General features: G+C 66.7%; 16 protein-coding genes and 1 tRNA gene. 5 read left to right on the top strand and 12 right to left on the bottom strand.

Features of this window, described 5'->3' with window-relative positions; genetic code table 11:
* Nucleotides 1-2 precede the first annotated feature (2 nt).
* Together CAL28_RS20660 and CAL28_RS20655 are read left to right on the top strand one after the other, a co-directional pair.
* Nucleotides 3-1883 (top strand): branched-chain amino acid ABC transporter ATP-binding protein/permease, encoded by a 1881-nt coding sequence (locus tag CAL28_RS20660; RefSeq protein ID WP_440588407.1) that lies wholly within the window; start codon nt 3-5, stop codon nt 1881-1883.
* On the top strand, nt 1880-2650 hold the full coding sequence (locus CAL28_RS20655; RefSeq protein ID WP_254926189.1) for an ABC transporter ATP-binding protein: 771 nt from the start codon (nt 1880-1882) through the stop codon (nt 2648-2650). The genes CAL28_RS20660 and CAL28_RS20655 overlap by 4 nt, the downstream gene beginning before the upstream one ends.
* Here CAL28_RS20655 and pepE read toward each other — a convergent pair.
* From pepE to CAL28_RS20630, 5 genes are read right to left on the bottom strand one after another with little or no spacing between them, the layout of a single operon-like run.
* On the bottom strand, nt 2623-3333 hold the full coding sequence (gene pepE, locus CAL28_RS20650) for a dipeptidase PepE (RefSeq protein WP_094844754.1): 711 nt from the start codon (nt 3331-3333) through the stop codon (nt 2623-2625). The genes CAL28_RS20655 and pepE overlap by 28 nt on opposite strands.
* Nucleotides 3334-3338: 5 nt before the next feature.
* On the bottom strand, nt 3339-4028 hold the full coding sequence (locus tag CAL28_RS20645; RefSeq protein WP_254926188.1) for an AroM family protein: 690 nt from the start codon (nt 4026-4028) through the stop codon (nt 3339-3341).
* 20 nt (nt 4029-4048) lie between these two features.
* Complete coding sequence (locus tag CAL28_RS20640) at nt 4049-4981, bottom strand: DUF1177 domain-containing protein (protein WP_094843085.1); 933 nt, start codon at nt 4979-4981, stop codon at nt 4049-4051.
* 52 nt (nt 4982-5033) lie between these two features.
* On the bottom strand, nt 5034-6689 hold the full coding sequence (locus CAL28_RS20635) for an OPT/YSL family transporter (protein WP_094843084.1): 1656 nt from the start codon (nt 6687-6689) through the stop codon (nt 5034-5036).
* A gap of 48 nt (nt 6690-6737) precedes the next feature.
* On the bottom strand, nt 6738-7529 hold the full coding sequence (locus tag CAL28_RS20630; protein ID WP_176464053.1) for an IclR family transcriptional regulator: 792 nt from the start codon (nt 7527-7529) through the stop codon (nt 6738-6740).
* Between the two features lie 274 nt (nt 7530-7803).
* Here CAL28_RS20630 and CAL28_RS20625 point away from each other — a divergent pair, with 274 nt between their 5' ends.
* The 3 genes from CAL28_RS20625 to CAL28_RS20615 are packed head-to-tail and all read left to right on the top strand — an operon-like array spanning nt 7804 to nt 10560.
* Complete coding sequence (locus CAL28_RS20625) at nt 7804-8592, top strand: class II aldolase/adducin family protein (RefSeq protein ID WP_094843082.1); 789 nt, start codon at nt 7804-7806, stop codon at nt 8590-8592.
* 31 nt (nt 8593-8623) lie between these two features.
* On the top strand, nt 8624-9622 hold the full coding sequence (locus tag CAL28_RS20620; protein WP_094843081.1) for a Bug family tripartite tricarboxylate transporter substrate binding protein: 999 nt from the start codon (nt 8624-8626) through the stop codon (nt 9620-9622).
* Nucleotides 9623-9663: 41 nt separating this feature from the next.
* Nucleotides 9664-10560 (top strand): amidohydrolase family protein, encoded by an 897-nt coding sequence (locus tag CAL28_RS20615; RefSeq protein ID WP_094843080.1) that lies wholly within the window; start codon nt 9664-9666, stop codon nt 10558-10560.
* Nucleotides 10561-10572: 12 nt separating this feature from the next.
* Here the strand turns inward: CAL28_RS20615 and CAL28_RS20610 are convergent.
* From CAL28_RS20610 to fdnG, 7 genes are all read right to left on the bottom strand, one after another.
* A tRNA-Sec gene (locus CAL28_RS20610) sits at nt 10573-10665 on the bottom strand.
* A 69-nt stretch (nt 10666-10734) separates the two neighbouring features.
* Nucleotides 10735-12672: a selenocysteine-specific translation elongation factor gene (gene selB / locus CAL28_RS20605; protein ID WP_094843079.1), complete on the bottom strand. Its 1938-nt coding sequence runs from the start codon at nt 12670-12672 to the stop codon at nt 10735-10737.
* Nucleotides 12669-14180: an L-seryl-tRNA(Sec) selenium transferase gene (gene selA / locus CAL28_RS20600; protein ID WP_094843078.1), complete on the bottom strand. Its 1512-nt coding sequence runs from the start codon at nt 14178-14180 to the stop codon at nt 12669-12671. Before selA ends, selB begins: the two co-directional genes overlap by 4 nt.
* Nucleotides 14181-14183: 3 nt before the next feature.
* Nucleotides 14184-15113: a formate dehydrogenase accessory protein FdhE gene (gene fdhE, locus CAL28_RS20595; RefSeq protein ID WP_094843077.1), complete on the bottom strand. Its 930-nt coding sequence runs from the start codon at nt 15111-15113 to the stop codon at nt 14184-14186.
* Between the two features lie 359 nt (nt 15114-15472).
* On the bottom strand, nt 15473-16129 hold the full coding sequence (locus tag CAL28_RS20590) for a formate dehydrogenase subunit gamma (RefSeq protein WP_254926187.1): 657 nt from the start codon (nt 16127-16129) through the stop codon (nt 15473-15475).
* A complete protein-coding gene (gene fdxH, locus CAL28_RS20585) occupies nt 16116-17066 on the bottom strand; it encodes a formate dehydrogenase subunit beta (protein ID WP_176464052.1) in 951 nt (316 codons plus the stop codon). The genes CAL28_RS20590 and fdxH overlap by 14 nt, the downstream gene beginning before the upstream one ends.
* Nucleotides 17067-17075: 9 nt before the next feature.
* Nucleotides 17076-20144, bottom strand: coding sequence for a formate dehydrogenase-N subunit alpha (gene fdnG / locus CAL28_RS20580; RefSeq protein WP_141218222.1), 3069 nt, complete (start codon nt 20142-20144; stop codon nt 17076-17078).
* Nucleotides 20145-20254: the final 110 nt, after the last annotated feature.

The following is a 20254-nucleotide window of genomic DNA, read 5'->3' as shown; positions in this document are numbered from 1 at the left end:
TCATGAAGACGACCTTGCTGCGGCGACTGCCCCTGCTGCTGTTCGTGGTGCTGCTGGCGGTGTTGCCGCTATTGGCCGCCACACCGGAATTCTGGATAACCCAGCTGAATTACATCGGGCTGGCCAGCCTGGTGGTATTGGGGCTGGTGGTGCTGACCGGCGTCAGCGGGCTGACCTCTTTCGGACAGGCCGCCTTCGTCGGCATCGGCGCCTATGCCACGGCCTGGCTGACGACCGCGCTGGGCTGGTCGCCGTGGCTGGGCCTGTTGGCCGGGCTGATACTGACGGGCGCGATCGCCTGGATGCTGGGCGCGGTGACGCTGCGCCTGTCGGGTCATTACCTTCCCCTGGGGACCATTGCCTGGTGCCTGGCGCTGTTCTATCTATATGGCACCGTGGACGCCCTTGGACGCCACGACGGTATCGCGGGCATCGCCCCCCTGACGCTGTTCGGCGTGTCCCTGGCCGGCGGCCGCGATATCTATTACCTGATCTGGCTGCTCGTGCTGGCGGCCGTCTGGGTGACCGGCAATCTGCTGGATTCGCGTCCCGGCCGCGCCATCCGCGCGCTGCGCAATGGCGCGGGCATGGCGGAATCCATGGGCGTGAATACCCGGCGCTACAAGGTTATCGTCTTCGTCTATGCGGCCTTGCTGGCCAGTGTATCCGGCTGGCTGTACGCGCATATGCAGCGCGCCGTCAGCCCCAGCCCCTTCGGCCTGAACTATGGCATCGAATACCTGTTCATGGCGGTGGTGGGCGGCGCGGCCTACGTTTGGGGCGCCTTGCTGGGGTCGGCCATCATCCTGGTGCTGAAGGACCAGATCCAGAACGTCCTGCCGCGACTGCTGGACACTACCGCCAACTTCGAATTGATCGTATTCGGCGTCCTGTTGATCGTGATGCTGCAGCATGCCCGCGATGGCGTATGGCCCATGCTGGCGGCCGGCTGGCGGCGCGTGGCGGGCGGTCCGTCGGCCCGCGGCCGGGCCGTGCCGCCGCGCGAGGCGCCGGCGCTGGGGCGCCGTACCCGGCCCGCGACGGGGCAGGCGGTACTGGAAGTGGATGCCATCCGCAAGACCTTCGGCGGCCTGGTGGCCGTGAATGATATTTCCTTCACCGTGCGCGCCGGCGAGATCATGGGCCTGATCGGCCCCAACGGCGCTGGCAAGAGCACGACCTTCAACCTGATCACCGGCGTGCTGCCCTGCACGCGGGGCGGCGTAAGCTTCATGGGAGAGCGCATCGAACGCCTGTCCGCGCGCGACATCGCCCGGCGTGGTGTCGGTCGTACCTTCCAGCATGTGCAGTTGCTGCCGGGCATGACCGTGCTGGAAAACGTGGCCCTGGGCGCACACCTGCGCGCCGACGTGGGTGTGCTGGCGGGGGCCTTGCGCCTGGACCGTCCGGCGGAGGCGCGGCTGCTGCACGAAGCGGCGCGCCAGCTCGAACGGGTGGGACTGGGCGACTGCATGCACGAACAGGCCGGCAATCTGGCGCTGGGCCAGCAGCGGATCCTGGAAATCGCGCGGGCGTTGGCCAGCGACCCCATCCTGCTGCTGCTGGACGAACCCGCCGCCGGATTGCGCTACAAGGAAAAGCAGGCCCTGGCTCAGGTGCTGGAGCAATTGCGCGACGAAGGCATGAGCATCCTTCTGGTGGAGCACGATATGGATTTCGTCATGCGTCTGACCAATCATCTGGTCGTCATGGATTTCGGTACCAAGCTGGCCGAAGGTATCCCGTCGGATATCCAGCGCGATCCGGCGGTGCTGCAAGCGTACCTGGGCGGCCTGGACGACGACGACGCGGTCCTGCCGGATACGGCGGGCGCGGCGGCATCGCCGGAAGCATCCGGCGCGGCGGCGGGAGAAGCGCGATGAACGCTCCTGGTGTGTCCGCCGATACCGGCATGCCGCTGCTGCGGGTGGAAAGCCTGGCCGCGCGCTACGGCAAGGTGGCGGCGCTCGCTCCCGTTTCGCTGTCGGTCCAGGCAGGCAGCATCGTGACGGTGATCGGCGCCAACGGCGCCGGCAAGTCGACGATGCTCAATGCCATCATGGGCGCCTTGCCGCAAACCGGACAGGCGTCTGGCCAGGTATGGCTGGACGGCAAGGATGTGTCGGCCTGGCCCGTCGAGAGGCGCGTGGGCGCCGGCATGTCGCTGGTGCCGGAACGGCGCGAGCTGTTCGCCAGCATGTCGGTGGAAGACAACCTGCTGCTGGGTGGATTCCGCCGCTATCGCATGCGCGAGGCCGGCTGGCGTGACAGCATGCACGACATCTTCGAACTCTTCCCGCGCCTGAAAGAGCGCCGCGCGCAGCAGGCGGGCACCTTATCGGGCGGCGAGCGCCAGATGCTGGCCGTCGGACGTGCCCTGATGGCCAAGCCGCGATTGCTGATGCTGGACGAGCCCAGCCTGGGCCTGGCCCCACGCATCGTTCGCGAAATCTTCCACATCATCGCGCGCCTGCGCGAAGCGGGTGTGTCGATCCTGCTGGTGGAGCAGAACGCCCGAGCCGCCCTGCAGGTGGCCGACCACGGTTACGTGCTGGAAACCGGCGAGGTCGCGCTGTCGGGCCCCGCCGCGGATCTGGCCCACAACCCGCGCGTCGTGGAAAGCTATCTGGGGTTGGGCAAGGCGGCTTGATCGACGGCCATGCCGTCGCGCAATTCCACCGGCGCTTGCCCGTGGCGGAATACATAGCCCGCATGCGGCCCGTGGAAAGTCATGCGCTTGCCGTCGCCGGCCAGCCAATCGCCTTCCGGCAAGCCCACCACCGTGGCGGCCGGATTGGCGACGAGGAATTCGGCGATGCGGTCGTTGCGCGTTTCGCCCTGATGTCCGGCCGGCAGGGCGTTGGTGTAGTGCGGATTGATCTGGAAGCCGATCAGCCCCAGGGCATCGAAACCGCCCGGGTCGACGATAGGCATGTCGTTGGTGGTGCACAGCGTGGGGCATGCCAGGTTGGCGCCGGCGCTCCAGCCGGAATACGGCGTGCCGGCCCTCACGCGCTGCGCAATGGCCTGCAGCCAGCCCCGGCGGCGGCATTCGGCCACCAGCTGGAATGTGTTGCCGCCACCGACCAGGATCAGGTCGTAGCGGTCGGCGGCGCCGGCGTCCACCGTATGCGCGCCGGTCAATTCCAGGCCCAGCGGGGCCAGGCTTTTGCCGACATTGGCGGTGTAGTCGTCCCAGCTGGTGGTGACCCCGGCGAAAGGCACGAACAGGGTCTTGCGGCGCTCGCCCGCCAGGGCGCGCAGGGGCTCCCGGGCATGCGTCAGGTAGCTGCCGTCGGGAGACCGGGAGTTGCTGAAAAGTAGCAGGTGCATGGACATCAGGTTACGAGCTCCGCGACGAGTTTTGCGATCAGGGCGTTGGACAGGACCGTGGGCAGGCCGCTGGCGCGCCGTGCGGCGGCACGGTGGTCCTCGACGAAGCCCATGCAGTCCATCAGCAGCATCTGCGCGCCGCGCTCGCGCAGCGTCCGCGCCGCCGTTTCGACGGCCCGCAGGCCCTCGTCGTAGGGCGATGCGGCCGCGCACAGGGGCGTCCGGGACAGCATGGAAAACTTGCCGGCTTCGCTGGTGGCCTGTTCCGCCAGGGGCACGATGATACCGACCTGGCGGTCCGCGGCCAAGGCGGCGACGGCCGGCGGCACGATGCGGTCCGGTTCGACCAGCCAGGCGCGCCGCGTCTCCAGGCCGTGGAATTCGCCCGTGCACAGCACCAGGATGACGGCGCAGCCGCTGGCTTCGAGTTCCGCTACCTTGCCCGTCAGCGCGTCCCGCACCGCGGCCTTGTCGAGGATGACGGAGTTGCCGTCCAGCAGCCGCGTGACCAGCAGCGGCTGGCCCGGCCGGGGCGCGTAGCGCGCCGCGATATCTTCGGCCGACAGGCCGTCCAGCACGCCCACGTGCAGGGTCCGTACACCGTCCGGCAGCGCCGCCTGCAGGATGGGCGTAATGTCCGCGCGCGGGGCCTGGCCTATCGTGATCGTGCCCAGCAAAGGGGTGTCGTACATCATGATGTTCTCCGCGTCGGCCGCTACTGGCGCTTTTGCAGGTGTTCCAGCGAGCCGTACATCGAAACCAGCCTGTCGTATTCCTGCGCGTCGTGGAACGCGCAGGTACCGCGGGTGAATTCCTTGGCCACCTCTACCGCGAAGCGCACCGCCGCCGCGATATCGGCTTCGTCGCTGGCGCCGGTACCGCAGCCCGGTACCACGCTGATGGCCGAGATCGCCACGCCGACGGTAGGCGCGCGCGTGGCCACCGACGGCTGCAGGATGCTGTTCAGGTGGTAGATGCCGTTGCCGTACGGCGTGATGTCCTGGATGGTGATGGGGAAGGTCACGGCAGGCCGGCCGCTGGTCATTTCCATGATGCGGACCAGATCTTCCGACACGCGCAGGATATAGCCCTGCTTGACGGTGGGCGAGATCGCGTAGCCTTTGTGGTTCAGGATGCGATTGCCCTTGGTCGTATCGATCGATAGCACCGCGTCCATTTCTTCCGAGACTTCGTTCTCGTTCAGGGTCTCCGTATCCATGGGCGAATCCATGAAGTCCACGGGCTCGTGAGGCCGTGTCGGCGCGTCGGGGCAGACGTGGGTGCTGATGACCACATCGCCGGGCAGGCGGTCGCCCTGGCTTGCCATATGCGCGAGCTTGAGCGCTGCGGCCACTGCCGCAACGGCGCCGTCGCCGTCCGATACCAGGCCGATGCGGCTGGGGCGCGCGCCGATGCCGCCCAGGCGGCCGACGATGCCCAGCGTGGGGGCGTTGCCGCCGGCCTGCTTGCCGTCGGTGCCGCGGATTTCGATGCGAACGAAGTCGGTTTTGCCCTTGGGGCCGGTGATGGTCTTTACCGCGACGGTGGCGTGATCGGCGTAGGGACGCAGCAGGTCCGCCACGGTCTGGCCGCTGGCAAAGGCGCTATCGAAGGCTTCGAAGACTTTGAGGGTATGGGTAAGGCTCATGTCGGATCTTCCATATGGGTTGTCGATGGCGCGCTATTGCCGGCGCCAGCGTTTATTTCCCCTTGGCCCGATACTGGATCAGGGAGTTGAAGAAGCTGTACAGCGCATCGCCGGCGATCGTGCCGGCCGCGAAGACTTCCAGGCTGCTGCGCACTTTGTCGCCCCACAGGCGCAGGGCCAGCACGCGCAGCGCGATGCCGGCCAGCACGGCCCAGCCCGCCAGCGGATTGGCGATCAGCAGGCCGGTGGACAGCAACACGCCCAGCTGGCGCCGGGGGCCGCCCAGCCATTGGATCAGCGCGCCGGGGATGGCCCAGATCAGCAATTGCGTTGCCACGCCCGGCGCCACGCCGGCCTTGATCGTGGCGACGTAGACGGCGGCAACCGGCGGCGTCAGCCCCTGGTCGAAATAGCTGTGATAGGTGAAGTACACCATCGGCATGCTGATGACGAAGGCCAGCATGCCGGCGGCCAGCTGCTGGCGCCGGCCGTCGAGTTCGAAAGCGGGATCGATGCCGTTGCCGCGCAGCAGATAGCCGGCCTTCAGGTCGTAGCCCATGTCCGCGAAGGCCGGTCCCGTTGCCGCGGCGAAGCCGCAGAGGATCACCAGCGCCACGGGAGGGAAGCCGATCAGCATGCCGATAAGCAATGTGATCAGCGCCACCGCGAAGGCGGGGAACCAGCCGGAGTGCATGGCCGCGATACCGACCAGCAATTCATGCACGAAGGCGGCGAAGGCGGCGTACGCCACGAAGCCGATCAGCATGGGCAAGGACATGCCCGCATACACGCCGCTGCCCATGGCAAGCAGGGCCGCCAGAACGACGTAGGCGATCGCGCCCAGGCGCAGGGTACGGCGCATATCCTCCACCGTGCGGGTGGGGCCCGCCGCGGGTTCGGCCTCCGCCGTCGCCGCCGGCATGGCGGCGCCGTGGCGCGCGGTCGCGCCGGCCGCCGGCCGTGCCGCCGTCTTCGCGTCGCCGCCGCGCGAGCGGATCTGCGCGATCACCTGGACCAGCGCGACCAGGCCGGCGCCTATCATCAACCCGTGCGGGATGTAGAGGGCGTTGATGTCCCAGCCCATCAGCGGCTTGGCATAGCCGCGTATCAGCAGGCCGATGCCGAACATCGTCAGCGCCCAGATATTGCCCAGGAAGGCCGTGCCGAAGGCGGACATGGGTATGTGCAGCCAGGCGCCGATCAGCCCCACGCCGATGCCGGCGCCCAGCAGCCGCGCCTGGCGCCCGCCGCTGTCGCCCGCCTTGATGGCTTCCGCGGCGGCCACCCCGGGCGGCCATGCGCCCGCGGCAGGGAACACGCGGCTGTCGAACAGCCGGTACAGCAGATAGCCGTCCAGCAGCATGGCCGCGGCCACGCCGATGAACATGGCCGGTACGAGGTCGGCGCGGCCGAAAAGATACGGGATGGCGATCGGCAGCAGCAGGCTATTGGCCGCGCCGAAGGTCGCCGACGAAATCGCGCTCTGCGCGAGGTTCTGTTCGTGTATCGAGCGAAAGCGCGCGAACAGCGTCAGCGGAATGCGCGCCAGGATCATCGCGACCAGCGCGCCGATGATGGACGTATTGGGCGTGACGCCCAGCGACACCAGCAGCTGGATGCCGATGATGGCGCCGAAGACGCTCAGTAGCGCCAGAAGGATAAAGGTGCCGCCGCTGAACGCGCGCGGATGTGAGGCCGATGGCTGCATGTGTGTATTCCCCTTGTGGTCGTTTTCAGTGGTCCGTTGTTTCCCGCGTCACCCTTCTCGCGCATTTGCCATGGATTGCCAGAAGGGGTCGCCGGCGGCGCGTCCGATGGACGCGGCGTATCCGACCAGGCGATGGGCCAGCGCGTCGACGAAGCCGGGCTGGTTCAGCGAGGCGGGAAAGCTCAGGCAGAAGGCGAGTGTCTCGCCGCTTTGCGGATCGCCGACGGTGGCGCTGACGGACCCGATGCCGGTCAGGCTTTCATCCAGCGCCCAGGCCCAGCCGCGCTTGCGCACCTCGTCCAGCTGCGCGCCCAGCGCCGCCGGGGTGCGCGGCGCGTGCGGCAGCACGGCGGCGCGCGCGTCCGTCGCGGCCGGATGCGCCCGGCGCGCGGCCGCGTCGTCCAGGCGGGCCAGCAGGGCGCGTCCCGTCGAGCTGGCGTAGGCGGGCAGGCGGTGCCCCGGCTGCGTCACCACGCGCAAAGGATGGGACCCCTGGAAGGCGCGCACGACCACCACGTCCTGTCCATTGCCGTCCAGCACGGAGATATAGCCCGTGTGCCCGGTCTCGGCCACCAGCGATTCCAAAGCCTGTTCCATGCGGCGAATCAGCGGCGTACTGCCCCGTGCCTGATGCGCGACTTCCAGCAGAAGCAGCGCCGGGCGGTATCTCAGCGTGTCCGGATCGCGCTCCAGCAGCCCGCTTTCCTGCATCTGCTTCAGCAGCCGCGAGGACGAACTCTTGGGCAGTCGCAAATGCGTCACGACGTCGGTGACGGTGAGCTCGCCACCGTGCTGGGCGAGGACGCGGAGGACGCGTGTCGCGTTGTCTAGTACGCTCATATGCAGTTCCAGAATATGGAACCAGGTATCAATATACGGAATACGGAAATTGTAGCGTCGCGCGCCGCGAGCGGTAGTGCGGGCTTTCCCCAGGGCATTGCAGTGCACCATCGAAGGGCGGGAAACGCCGCATTCTCAAATGGGCAAGCCCAAAAGCCCGAAGGCTCGTAACATCCTCTTTCTGGCGCCGTCCCGCCCGGATGGGCGGGCATGCCCGTCGCCAGTCGCGGCGCCCAGAATGCGTCCGCCGTATCGCCAGGCCAGGAGACCAACCATGATGAAGCACGAACTGAAGATTTCTTCGATGAAAGAGCAATGCAGCGAAGCGGAATGGGATGCCCGCGTGGACCTGGCGGCCTGTTACCGGCTGATCGCGCATTACGGCATGTCGGACATGATCGCCAATCACATTTCGCTGCGCGTGCCGGGCGAGGCGGGCGCATTCCTGATCAACGCCTACGGCCTGCTTTATGAAGAAATCACGGCCTCCAGCCTGCTGAAGATCGATCATCACGGCAACATCCTGAGCAAGCCGGATTTCGGTCCCCATCTTTCCTACGGCGTGAACAAGGCGGGCTTCGTCATCCATAGCGCCATCCACGAGAAGCGCCCGGAAGTCGACTGCGTGATCCACACGCACACCTGGGCCGGCATGGCGGTATCTTCGCTGGCCTGCGGACTGCTGCCGATCAACCAGACTTCGATGCGCTTCGCGAAAATCGGCTACCACGACTACGAAGGTGTGGTGCTGGACCTGAGCGAGCAGGAATCCCTGTGCCGCGACCTGGGCCAGAACGAAGCGCTGATCCTGCGCAACCATGGCCTGCTCACCGTCGGCCGCTCCATCGGCGAAGCCTTCAACTGGATGCATAGACTGGAAGTGTCCTGCCGCGCGCAGTTGGCCGCGATGGCCTGCAATGCGCCGCTGAATCCGGTATCCAAGGACGTCATCCAGGCCACGTGGAACCAGTACCAGCCGGGAACGCGGCGCCCCTACGGGCAGATGGAATGGCCGGCGCTGCTGCGCCTGGCGGACCGCCTGGACCCGTCCTACCGCACGTAATCGTTTTTTTCCAAGAAGTCCGGAGACTTTAATGAAGCAGTTGAAAGGCGCTGTCAAAGCGCTGGGGATCGTTGTCGCCCTGAGCCTGGGCACCCACGCAGGCCAGGCGGCGGCCGAGGGCTTTCCCGACAAGCCGATCCGCCTGGTGGTTCCCTATCCGCCCGGAGGCAACCTGGACATCACCACCCGCGCCATTACCACCGCCATGGCGCGCTACCTGAAGCAGTCCATCGTGGTAGAAAACCTGGGCGGCGCCGGCGGCTCGATCGGTGCCGGCAATGTGGCGCGATCGGCGCCGGATGGCTATACGGTGCTCTCCACCACCATTGTGCCGCTGGTCGTCAACCCGACACTGGTGCCCGGCACCAAGGTGAAGCTGAGCGACTTCGAACCGGTGGGGATGCTGGCCGTGGTGCCTTCCGTGCTGGAAGTGAACGCCAAGAACAAACAGGGCATCACCGACTTCAAGGGCTTCATTGCCTATGCCAAGGCGCACCCCGGCGAACTGGCCGTGGCGCATTCCGGGACGGGCACCACCAACCACATCGCCGAGCTGCTGCTGGAGCAGGACTTCGGCATCAAGATGAACCCGATCCCGTACAAGGGATCCGCGCCCGCGCTGGCGGATCTGCTGGGTAATCAGGTCGACGGCATGGTGGATCAGCTGACCAGCTCGCAGCCGCAGATCCAGAGCGGTGCCCTGACCGCGCTGGCCGTGACGTCCGCCAAGCGCGTGTCGCAGTTGCCGAACGTGCCGACGGTGGCCGAGCTGGGCAAGCCGGACTTCGAGATGGTGACCTATTCGGCGCTGATGACGCCCAAGGGCACGCCGCGGGCCGTGCGCCAGGTGCTGAACGACGCGCTGGCCAAGGCGGTGGCCGATCCCGACGTGCAACGCCAGCTTGCGAGCATCGGCTCGGAGGTCGTGCCGTCCACCATCGACCAGGCCGGTCAGATCTTTGCCAAAGAGGAAGCCAAGCTGCAGCCGCTGCTGACTTCCGGCGTGCTCAAGCCCGAGAACGCCCGCTAGGCGATGCCGCAACACCCGAAACCGATAACAGCGAACGAGACATGACCAAGCCCTGTTTGCCGCCTCATTCCGGCTTTGCGCCGGTGCGCTTTACCGTGCCGGCGGGCGCGTGCGATTCGCATGCGCACGTCTTCGGTCCCTACGACCGCTTTCCCTTGAGCGAAGACCGCAGCTACACGCCGCCGGAAAACGGCGCCGAGCGTTTCATCGCCCACCTGGATCGCCTGGGCCTGACCCGGGGCGTGCTGGTCACGGCCAGCGCGCAGGGCGACGACAACCGCAACGTGCTGCAGGCTCTGGCCGCCTATCCGGAGCGCCTGCGCGCCGTGGCTGTCATCCGCGGCGATATTTCGGACAAGGACCTGGACGCGTTGGCGGGCCAGGGTGTGCGTGGCGCCCGCTTCAATCTGTACAAGCATGACGGCAAGGCGGTTTACCGCAATGGCGTGGGCATCGACGATTTCGTCGCGCTGGCGCCGCGCCTGAAGGCGCGTGGCATGCATGCCCAGATCTGGATCCATGCGCCGGATCTGCAGGAACTCGCGCCGACCCTGCTGGCCACCGGTGTGGACCTGGTGGTCGACCACCAGGGCCGCATGAACGCATCCCGTGGCGTGGGCGACCCTGGGTTCCAGTTCCTGTGCAAGCTGCTCGCCGAGGGCAAGGCCTGGACCAAGATATCGGGCGCGGATCGCAACACCGCGGTGGGATCGCCGTTTGCCGATATCGCGCCCTTCGCGACGTCGCTGTTGAAGGCCAATAGCGAGCGCGTCGTCTGGGGCACGGATTGGCCGCACATCAATTACTACGACGCGGCGCACGTGCCGGATGACGGCATCCTGCTGAACCTGCTGGCGGACTGGATGCCGGACGAAGCCACGCGCAAGCGCGTGCTGGTGGACAACCCGGCGCGGCTGTACGGTTTCGGCGCCGTTTGATGGCAATCGGGGCGGAAGGCAGCAGGAGTCGAACCTACGTGGGAACGTCTGACGTCCCCAACCGGGTTTGAAGCCCGGCCGTGCCACCGGGCACGGATACCTTCCGAACGTCATGCATTGTATGGGATAGCGCGGCGCGCGCGGCATGCGGCGCCCGCGCGCGCTCGCCGATCTTCAATCGGGCGGGCGCTGGAACATGCGCGCGCCGCCGTCGGTGCGCAGCATATGCAGGTTGCGCAGGCGGCGCGTGTAGCCGATGCGATCGAAGAACTCCAGGATCTGAATGGCGCGCTTGCGTCCCAGCCCCGTGGCGTCGCGGAAACCGGCGGCGTCGACGGCTCCCGCGCTGGCGCCGGCCGTGAGCGCGGCGACCAAGGCCGCCAATTCCGCAACCCTGTCGCGGTGATAGAACAGGTCGGTGACGACCTGCGCCACATCCCCGCGGCGCAGCAGTTTGCGCAGGACTGCGCGCACCGCGTCTTCCGGAATATTGTGGTCGCGGGCCAGGTCGCGCACCCAGGGCGGATCGTAGGCGCCGGCATGCAGCAGGGGCAGCAGCCGTTGCGCCAGCGCGCCTTCCTCGCCATCCAGGCGCACGGCATGCCCGGGCAGATGCAGCCAGGGGCCGTTGCGGGCGATGACGCCGTCTTTCACCATGTCGTCGATCAATGACTGCCAGAGCCCGTCGTTCAAGGTGGGCAGGGCGATGCGGCGCAGCCGCGCGCTGTCCGCGCCGGGCTCGTCCGGCGTTTCGCGATGCAGGCGCGCCAGGGCGGCCAGGACCGCCTCGCGCAGGGCTTCCCAGTAAGGCCGCAGGATCAGCGTGCGCGGCGCATGGGCTCCCCGCGAACTGATCCACAGCGCGTCCTCGGGCAGCGGCAGATCGTCGACCGGACATCCGGCCAGCCGCATCAGCACATCCTCGGCCAGACCGCGGGGCGCTTGCGAGAGCGGTTCGCGGATGCCGCCCCCGTCCAGCATGGCACCGATGGCCGTCAGCCATGCCAACCGTTGCGGCGTGCGCCGTCGGCGGTCGGGGGCATCGGCGTCCAGCACGCGGCCGCCGCCCAGCGTCTGGCTGGCCTGGGCGTTGCGCACGATATAGCGATCGCCCGGCATGGCGCAGACCGGCGCCTCGAAGACGAGCTGGGCGAGTCCGGTTTCCCCCGCCGCCAGGCCAGGGCCGGATAGCGGCACGATATGGGCCATATGATGGCCCGCGCCAAGGTGGACGTGGACGGGAAGCCAGGTCGTGACCGGCGTTTCGGCCGACGCCAGCAGCCGCAGGTCGACATCGATGTGCCGGGATGGCCTGAAGCAGCGTTCATCGGCGATCCAGTCGCCGCGCGCGATGGCCGATTTATCGATGCCGGCGAGGTTCAGCGCGCAGCGCTGGCCGGCCTGGCCCGTATCGCTGGCCCGGTTCTGCGCATGGATACCGCGTATCCGCACGGGGGTGCCGGCCGGCATCAGCTTGAGCGTGCCGGCGCCGTCGGTAACGCGCCCCGCATGCACCGTCCCCGTCACGATGGTGCCTTGCCCGGACAGGCTGAACACGCGATCCACGGCCAGCCTGAAGAGGCCGGCGGCCGCGCGCGCGGGCAGCTTCGCGGCGGCTTCTTCCAGGCAGGCGCGCAGGGCGCGCGTGCCCAGGTCCACGTTGCTGGTTGCGTTGACCGCGAACACCGGCGCCTGTGCCAGGAAGGTGCCGGCGGTCAGCGCGCGCGCCTGTTCGCGGACCGCGTGGATACGCTCCGCATCCACGCGGTCCACCTTGGTAATCGCGATCGCGCCATGCCGTATCCCCAGCAATTGCAGGATGGCGAGGTGCTCGCGTGTCTGCGGCATGACGCCGTCATCGGCGGCGATCACCAGCAGGCCGAAATCGATGCCGCCCGCGCCGGCGGCCATCGTGTGCACCAGCTTTTCATGGCCCGGCACGTCGATATAGCCCAGTACGTCGCCATTGCTCAACGGGGTGTACGCGTATCCCAATTCGATGGAGATGCCGCGCGCCTTTTCTTCTTTCAGCCTGTCCGTATCGACGCCGGTCAGGGCGCGGACCAGCGTCGTCTTGCCATGGTCGATATGGCCCGCGGTACCGACGATCATGCCAGCGAGGCTTCTAGCTGTGCCAGGAACGCGGCTTCGTCGCGCGCTTCCAGGCAGCGCAGGTCCAGCCACAAGGCATTGTCGGCGATACGTCCGATCACCGGCCGCGGCAAGGCGCGCAGGCTGGCCTCCAGTTTTTCCAGGGCCCGTCCCGGTCGTCCGGTGCCCGCGTGGCGGATCGCATAGCCATAGCTGGGCAATTGGTCCACCGGCAAGGCGCCGCTGCCGATCTGGCTGAACATCGGCGCGGCCACGGCTTTGTAGCCCGCGCCCAGCGCCTGTTGCAGCACGGGCAGCATGCGTTCGGCTTGCTCGCGCATGTGCATGGCGGGGCGCGTCAGCAGCCTCAGCGTGGTCAGCCGCTCGGCCAACAGCTCGGGCGCCCGGTATAGCGCCAGCACGGGTTCCAGCGCGGCCAGCGTCAGCTTGCCTACCCGCAGGGCCCGCTTCAAGGGGTTCTTTTTAATCTTGCGTATCAAGTCGGCGCGTCCCACGATCAATCCCGCCTGGGGGCCGCCCAGCAGCTTGTCGCCGCTGAAGGTCACCAGGTCCGCCCCGGCGGCCAGGGTGTCCCGCACGGTCTCTTCGCGCGGCAGTCCCCAGCGCCCCAGGTCCAGCAGCGTGCCGCTGCCCAGGTCCACCGTCATCGGCAGGCCGGCCTGGTGGGCGATGCGTGCCACCTGCGCCGCGCCCACGCTATGGGTGAAGCCGGTCACGGCGTAATTGCTGCAATGCACCTTCATCAGCATGCCGGTGCGCGGCCCGACGGCGGATTCGTAATCGGATGGATGCGTGCGGTTGGTGGTGCCGACCTCGACCAGCTTCGCGCCAGCCCGCTTCATGACGTCCGGAATGCGGAACGCGCCGCCGATCTCGACGAGTTCGCCGCGCGACACAATGACTTCGCGGCGATCCGCCAGGGAATTCAGCATCAGCAACACGGCCGCGGCATTGTTGTTGACGACCGTTGCCGCCTCGGCACCGGTCAGTTCGCGCAACAGGCCTTCGACCAGGTCATCGCGATCGCCGCGTCCGCCGGTATCCAGATCGAATTCCAGGTTCGCCGGCGCGGTCAGCGCCCGCACGACCGCCGCCACGGCGTCGTCGGGCAGCAGGGCGCGGCCCAGGTTGGTGTGCAGCACCGTGCCAGTCAGGTTGAAGACCGCGCGCAATCGCGGCCGCGCGGCGGCATCCAAAGCGGCCTGTACCTGCCGCGCGATGTCCAGGACATCGATCGATGCCTGCGCCAGCCGTCCCAGCAGGGCCGCCTGGCGCAGGGTATCCAGATGGGCACGCAAGGCAGCGACCACCTGGGTATGTCCGTACGCCTCCAGCAGCGGGTGCATGGGCGGCGCATGCAGCAGGCGGTCCAGCGAAGGGATATCCGCCGCGCGCGCGGTATCGGCATCGGCGGCGGCTACCGGCACATCGGCAACGACGTCACGCGCATCCACCGCATCGGCGGGAGCCGTCTCGCGCGGAATTTTTCGGCCCGTCCGTCCGGCCATGGCTTATTCCTCTTCCTGCCACAAGAGGGGGTTACCGCTGGAGCGGCTATAGTCCGCTTCGCCCATCAGGACGTCCAGCACCAGGCTGGCAAGGTCGTCGGCCACGGGCTCCACGTTCATGTCTTTTTCCTGATAGAAGATCTTGCGGTAGGTGCGGCAGTGTTCGCAGGATTCCGCCTTGATGGCTTCCGGGCCGCCTTCGACCCCGTGATAGGCGATGCCTTCGGTCGACTCGCAGTGCGTGCATTTCACGCGCACCATATGCCATTCGGTCGCGCACAGCGAGCAGCACAGGTAGCGGTAGCCTTGATATTGCCCGCCGATCCGCACCACGCTGGCCACGGGCAGGCTGCCGCATAGCGGGCAGACACCGGACGGGCTGACGACAGGCAGCTGGCCGGGATCGAAGCGACAGGCGAGGTCTGTCCAGACGACTTGCAGGGCGGCCATGATGAAGGGCGCGGCGGCGCCGTCGGCGATCGCTTCGCTTTGGCCGAGCAAGGCATCGGCCAGCGTCTCGATGCGGGCCGGATCGTCATCCAGGGCTTGCCGGATTTCCCGGCATGCGGCCACCGCCTCGGGCGGTACGCCCGCCGAGCGCGCCACATCGTCCAGCAACTGGCGCAATACCTCATGCCAGCCGGGATCGCGCTCCCACCCCGCCGCCTGCAGGGGCGGCATGCCGTGGGCCTGCGCCAAGGCGATGCGCTCGGCCGAGGCACCCGGCGTCGCGCAGGCGGCCAGCGCGCGCTGCTGCGCATCGGCCAGGCTGGCCATCAGCAACAGGTAATCGCCCACCGGGCTGTCCGCGGCCAGCTGGCGCAGCCTGGCCGCGCGGCCGGCAAAGACGCTGTCCCGCGCAGGCAAACGCAGGCGTGGCAGGGCGTTATGGTCCAGCGCTTCGATTTCGCCGCGTTGAAGAATACGTTGCAAAACGGTCTCCGGTGAAAAACAAAAAAAGCCCCCACGCTACGCCGGCAAGCCGGCTTGCTGCCCCCGAGGGGGCTTTTTTGCCTTGGGGCGGCCCGGCGGCAAAAAATGCCCCCACGCTACGCCGGCAAGCCGGCTTGCTGCCCCCCGAGGGGGCTTTTTTGCCTTGGGGCGGCCCGGCGGCAAAAAATGCCCCCACGCTACGCCGGCAAGCCGGCTTGCTGCCCCCCGAGGGGGCTTTTTTGCCTTGGGGCGGCCCGGCGGCAAAAAACACCCCCACGCTACGCCGCCCCAAGGCAAAAAAACGGCTGCCCCGCATCGACGCGGCGGCAGCCGTGGTGTGGGGGCCGATGCGCCGGGCGCTACTTACCCAGCGGTTGCTTGCGGACTTCGCGAAACCAGGCTCGATGGTGTTTCCAGGCCCAGCCCCAGGTGACCGTCCCGCGCACCATGGCGCCCAACGATCCCTTCACCCAGATCGCCGCGTAGATATGCACAATGATCGCGCAAATCATCACCAAACCACAAACGGCGTGGAGTACCGACGCGGCCCGGATGATCTCGATGGGGAAGTAAAAGGAAAAATACTGCCGCCAGATGACAAACCCGCTTAGCAGCAGGCCGACCATGCAGACGATCAGCACGAAGTACAGCAGCTTCTGGCCCGCGTTGTAACGGCCGACTTCCGGCAGGCGGTCTTCGCGGTTGTAGATCACATCCCGTCCGCGCTTCAGCCATTCGGCATCCCTGCGATCCATCGAATTGTGCCGCCACATGCGGGCGGCGAACAGCGCGAAGCACAGGAACATGAACACCCCCACGAAGGGGTGGAGGATGCGCGTCCAGGGGCCGCCGCCGAACAGGCTGGTCAACCAGAACATGGCCGGATGGAACAGCGCCAGCCCCGACAGCGCCAGCAGTACGAAAGTCAGGGCAATCAGCCAATGATTGGTGCGCTGGCCGGGGCTATAGCGCTCGATCAGGCGATGGCGCCCGCTCATGGTTTCATGGTCTCTCATTGCGCGCCTCCTGTTCCGGCGGTGTGCGGCCTTGTGGCCCGGCCCCGTCCTGCATGGCCTCGGCCTCGCGTTCGTCTTCCTCGCTGACCTCGTTGGGACCCACGCGCACGTAGTGGAAGAATCCCGCCAGCGCGGTCAGCGCGACCGCGGCCAGGCCCAGCGGCTTGGCGATGCCTTTCCACAGCGCCACCATGGGACTGATGGCGGGGTTTTCCGGCAGGCCGTGATACAGCGTGGGCTGGTCGGCATGGTGCAGCACATACATGACGTGCGTGCCGCCCACGCCGGCGGGGTCGTACAGGCCCGCCTTGTCGAAGCCGCGCGATTTCAGGTCCTCGACGCGCTCGGCGGCATGCTGCTTCATGTCGTCCTTGGTGCCGAACACGATGGCGCCTGTGGGACAGGACTTGACGCAGGCAGGCTCCTGGCCGACGGCCACGCGATCCGAACACAGCGTGCACTTGTAGGCCTTGTGGTCCTGCTTCGAGATGCGCGGCACGTTGAACGGGCAGCCCGTTATGCAGTAGCCGCAGCCGATGCATTTTTCTTCATGGAAATCCACGATGCCATTGGTGTACTGCACGATGGCGCCGGGCGAGGGACAGGCCTTCAGGCAGCCCGGATCCTCGCAATGCATGCAGCCGTCCTTGCGGATCAGCCATTCGAGGTCGCCTTTCGGGTTTTCGTATTCCGAGAACCGCATGACCGTCCAGGAATGCTCGGTCAGGTCGGCCGGGTTGTCGTACACGCCGACGGCCTCGCCGACGACATCGCGCAGGTCGTTCCACTCCATGCAGGCGCTTTGGCAGGCCTTGCAGCCGATGCATTTGCTGACGTCGATCAGCTTGGCGACGCTGCCGGTCACCGGCTCGCGCACGCCCGGCGGTGGCGTGGTGGTGGCCGAGACGCGCTTGATGTCCAGGGATTGCATACTCATCATTCGCTCCTAGGCTTTTTCCACTTTCACCAGGAAGGACTTGAACTCCGGTGTCTGCGAGTTGCCGTCCCCGACGAAAGGCGTCAGCGTATTCGCCAGGAATCCCGGCTTGGCCAGTCCGACGAAGCCCCAGTGGATGGGCACGCCGACGTGATGGACGGTTTTGCCTTCCACCGTCAGCGGGCGTATCCGCTTCGTTACCAGCGCCACGGCCTTGATATAGCCGCGGTTGGACGAGACCTTGACCTGCTGGCCGTTGGCGATGCCCAGATCCTTGGCCAGCGCCTCGCCGATTTCCACGAATTGCTGCGGCTGCAGGACGGCATTGATGCGGCAATGCTTGGTCCAGTAATGGAAATGTTCGGTCAGGCGATAGGTGGTGGCCACATACGGGAACTTGTCCACCGTGCCCATGGACTCGAGATCGCTCTTGAAAACACGCGCCGCCGGATTGCTCGTGACCCCCTTGGCTTGCGGGTACAGCGGGTTGTATCCCAGCGGCGTCTCGAAAGGCTCGTAGTGCTCGGGGAAGGGGCCTTCGGCCAGCCCGTTTCGGGCGAAGAAGCGCGCAACGCCTTCGGGGTTCATGATGAAGGGGCCCATGCCGCCGGCGGGATCTTCGTCCAGCTTGAAATCCGGCACGTCGGCACCCACCCAGCTTTTGCCGTTCCAGGACACCAGGCTGCGCCGCGGATCGAAGGGCTTGCCGGACGGGTCGCAGGACGCGCGGTTGTACAGCACGCGGCGGTTGGCCGGCCAGGCCCAGGCCCAGTTCAGGGTCTGCCCGATGCCGGTGGGATCGCTGTTGTCGCGGCGTGCCATCAGGTTGCCTTGCGGTCCCCATGCGCCCGCGAAAATCCAGCAGCCGCTGGACGTGGAGCCATCGTCGCGCAGTTCGGCGAAGCTGGCCAGCTGTTCCCCGGCACGCCGGGTGATGCGCGACGGGTCTTTCGGATCGGCCAGGTCCGTCACGGCCTTGCCGCTGTATTCCCTGGCCAGTTCCTCCGGCGTCGGGCTTTCGGGATCGGAGTAAGGCCAGTCCAGATTGACGATAGGGTCCGGGTACTTGCCGCCTTCCTGCCGGTACATCGTGCGCAGGCGGGTGAACAGCAGCGACATGATCTCGATATCGCTCTTGGCTTCGCCCGGCGGCTCGGCGCCTTTCCAGTGCCATTGCAACCAGCGGCCGGAATTGACCAGCGCGCCGTTTTCTTCGGCGAAACAGGTGGTCGGCAGGCGGAAGACCTCGGTCTGGATCTTCGATGGATCCACATCGTTGTGCTCGCCGAAGTTGCGCCAGAACTCCGACGTTTCGGTGACCAGCGGGTCCATGATGACCATCCACTTCAGCTTGGAGAAGCCCTGGATCACCTTGCCCTTGTTGGGCGCCGCCGCGAGGGGGTTGAACCCTTGCGCGATGTAGCCGTTCATCTTGCCCTGGTTCATCAGCTCGTAGACCTGCAGCATGTCGTAGAGCCGGTCCAGCTTGGGCAGGTAGTCGTAGCCCCAGTTGTTCTCGGGCGTGGCTGCCTTGCCCCACCAGGCCTTCATCAGGCTGACGTGGAATTTGCGGTAGTTCTGCCAGTAGCTGAGCTGGTTGGGACGCAGCGGCTTGAGCGCCCGCTTGGCGATGTACTGCTCGAAGTCCTGTTCGCTTTCCACCGGCAGCGTCATATAGCCCGGCAGCAGGTTGGACATCAATCCCAGGTCCGTCAGGCCCTGGATATTGGAGTGTCCGCGCAGCGCGTTCATGCCGCCGCCCGCGATGCCGATGTTGCCCAGCAGCAGCTGCACCATGGCGCCCGTGCGTATCATCTGCGAGCCCACGGAATGCTGGGTCCAGCCCAGGGCATACATGATGGTCGCGGCGCGGCCGGCGGAGGCCGTCGTCGCGAGCATTTCGCACACTTGCAGGAACTTGTCCTTGGGCGTGCCGCAGACGCGTTCGACCATTTCCGGCGTGTAGCGCGAATAATGCTGCTTCAGCATCTGGTACACGCAGCGCGGGTTCTGCAGCGTCGGGTCCGTCTTGACGTAGCCGTCCTCGCCGCGTTCGTAGTCCCAGGTGGACTGGTCGTAGGCACGCTTGTCGGCGTTGTAGCCCGAGAACAGGCCGGCGTCGAAGGCGAAGTCCGAACGGACGATGAACGAAAGGTCGGTGTAGTTGCGGACGTACTCGTGCTGGATCTTGTCGTTGGCGATCAGGTAATTGATGACACCGCCCAGGAACAGGATGTCCGTGCCGGTGCGTATGGGCGCGTAGAAGTCCGCCACGGATGCCGAGCGATTGAAGCGCGGGTCCACGACGATCAGTTTGGCCTTGTTATGGGCCTTGGCTTCGGTCACCCACTTGAATCCGCAGGGGTGGGCCTCGGCGGCATTGCCGCCCATGATAAGGATGATGTCCGCGTTCTTGATGTCGACCCAATGGTTCGTCATCGCTCCACGGCCGAACGTCGGGGCAAGACCTGCCACCGTCGGGCCATGTCAGACACGAGCCTGGTTGTCGAACGCCAGCATCCCCATGCTGCGCACGGTTTTGTGCGTGATGTAGCCCACCTCGTTGCTGCTGGCGGAAGCGGCCAGCATGCCCGTGGTCAGCCAGCGGTTCACCGTTTTGCCGTCCGCCGTTTTCTCGACGAAGTTGGCATCGCGGTCCTGTTTCATCAGCTTGGCGATGCGCGTCAGGGCGTCATCCCAGGAAATCCGCTGCCACTTGTCCGAGCCCGGCGCCCGGTATTCCGGGTACTTCAGGCGATTGGGACTGTGCACGAAGTCGATCAGGGCGGCGCCCTTGGGACAGAGCGTGCCGCGATTGACGGGATGGTCGGGATCGCCTTCGATGTGGATGATGCTGGACGTCGCATTCTTGGCGCCGTCGCCAAGGCCGTACATCAGGATTCCACACGCTACCGAACAGTAAGGACAGGTATTGCGCGTTTCGGTCGTCCGCGCCAGCTTGTACTGGCGGACTTCCGCCATGGCCTGCCGGGGCGCGGCCCCGAGCAATGCCAGGCTGGAACCCGCCAGCGTCGCACCCGTCACCTTGAAGAACTGGCGCCGGTTCATGTTGACCATGGCTCTCCCTTCTTGGTTATGTGTAGCAAAACCGCTTTGCATGCCGATGGCGGACCCTCGTGAAGCCGCCAACGCATCGCAGCATAAGGCTGAGCATTGTCCGCCGTCAA

Source organism: Bordetella genomosp. 11 (genome assembly GCF_002261215.1).
GTDB lineage: Bacteria > Pseudomonadota > Gammaproteobacteria > Burkholderiales > Burkholderiaceae_B > Bordetella_C.
This window is presented reverse-complemented; position numbering and strand designations above follow the sequence as displayed.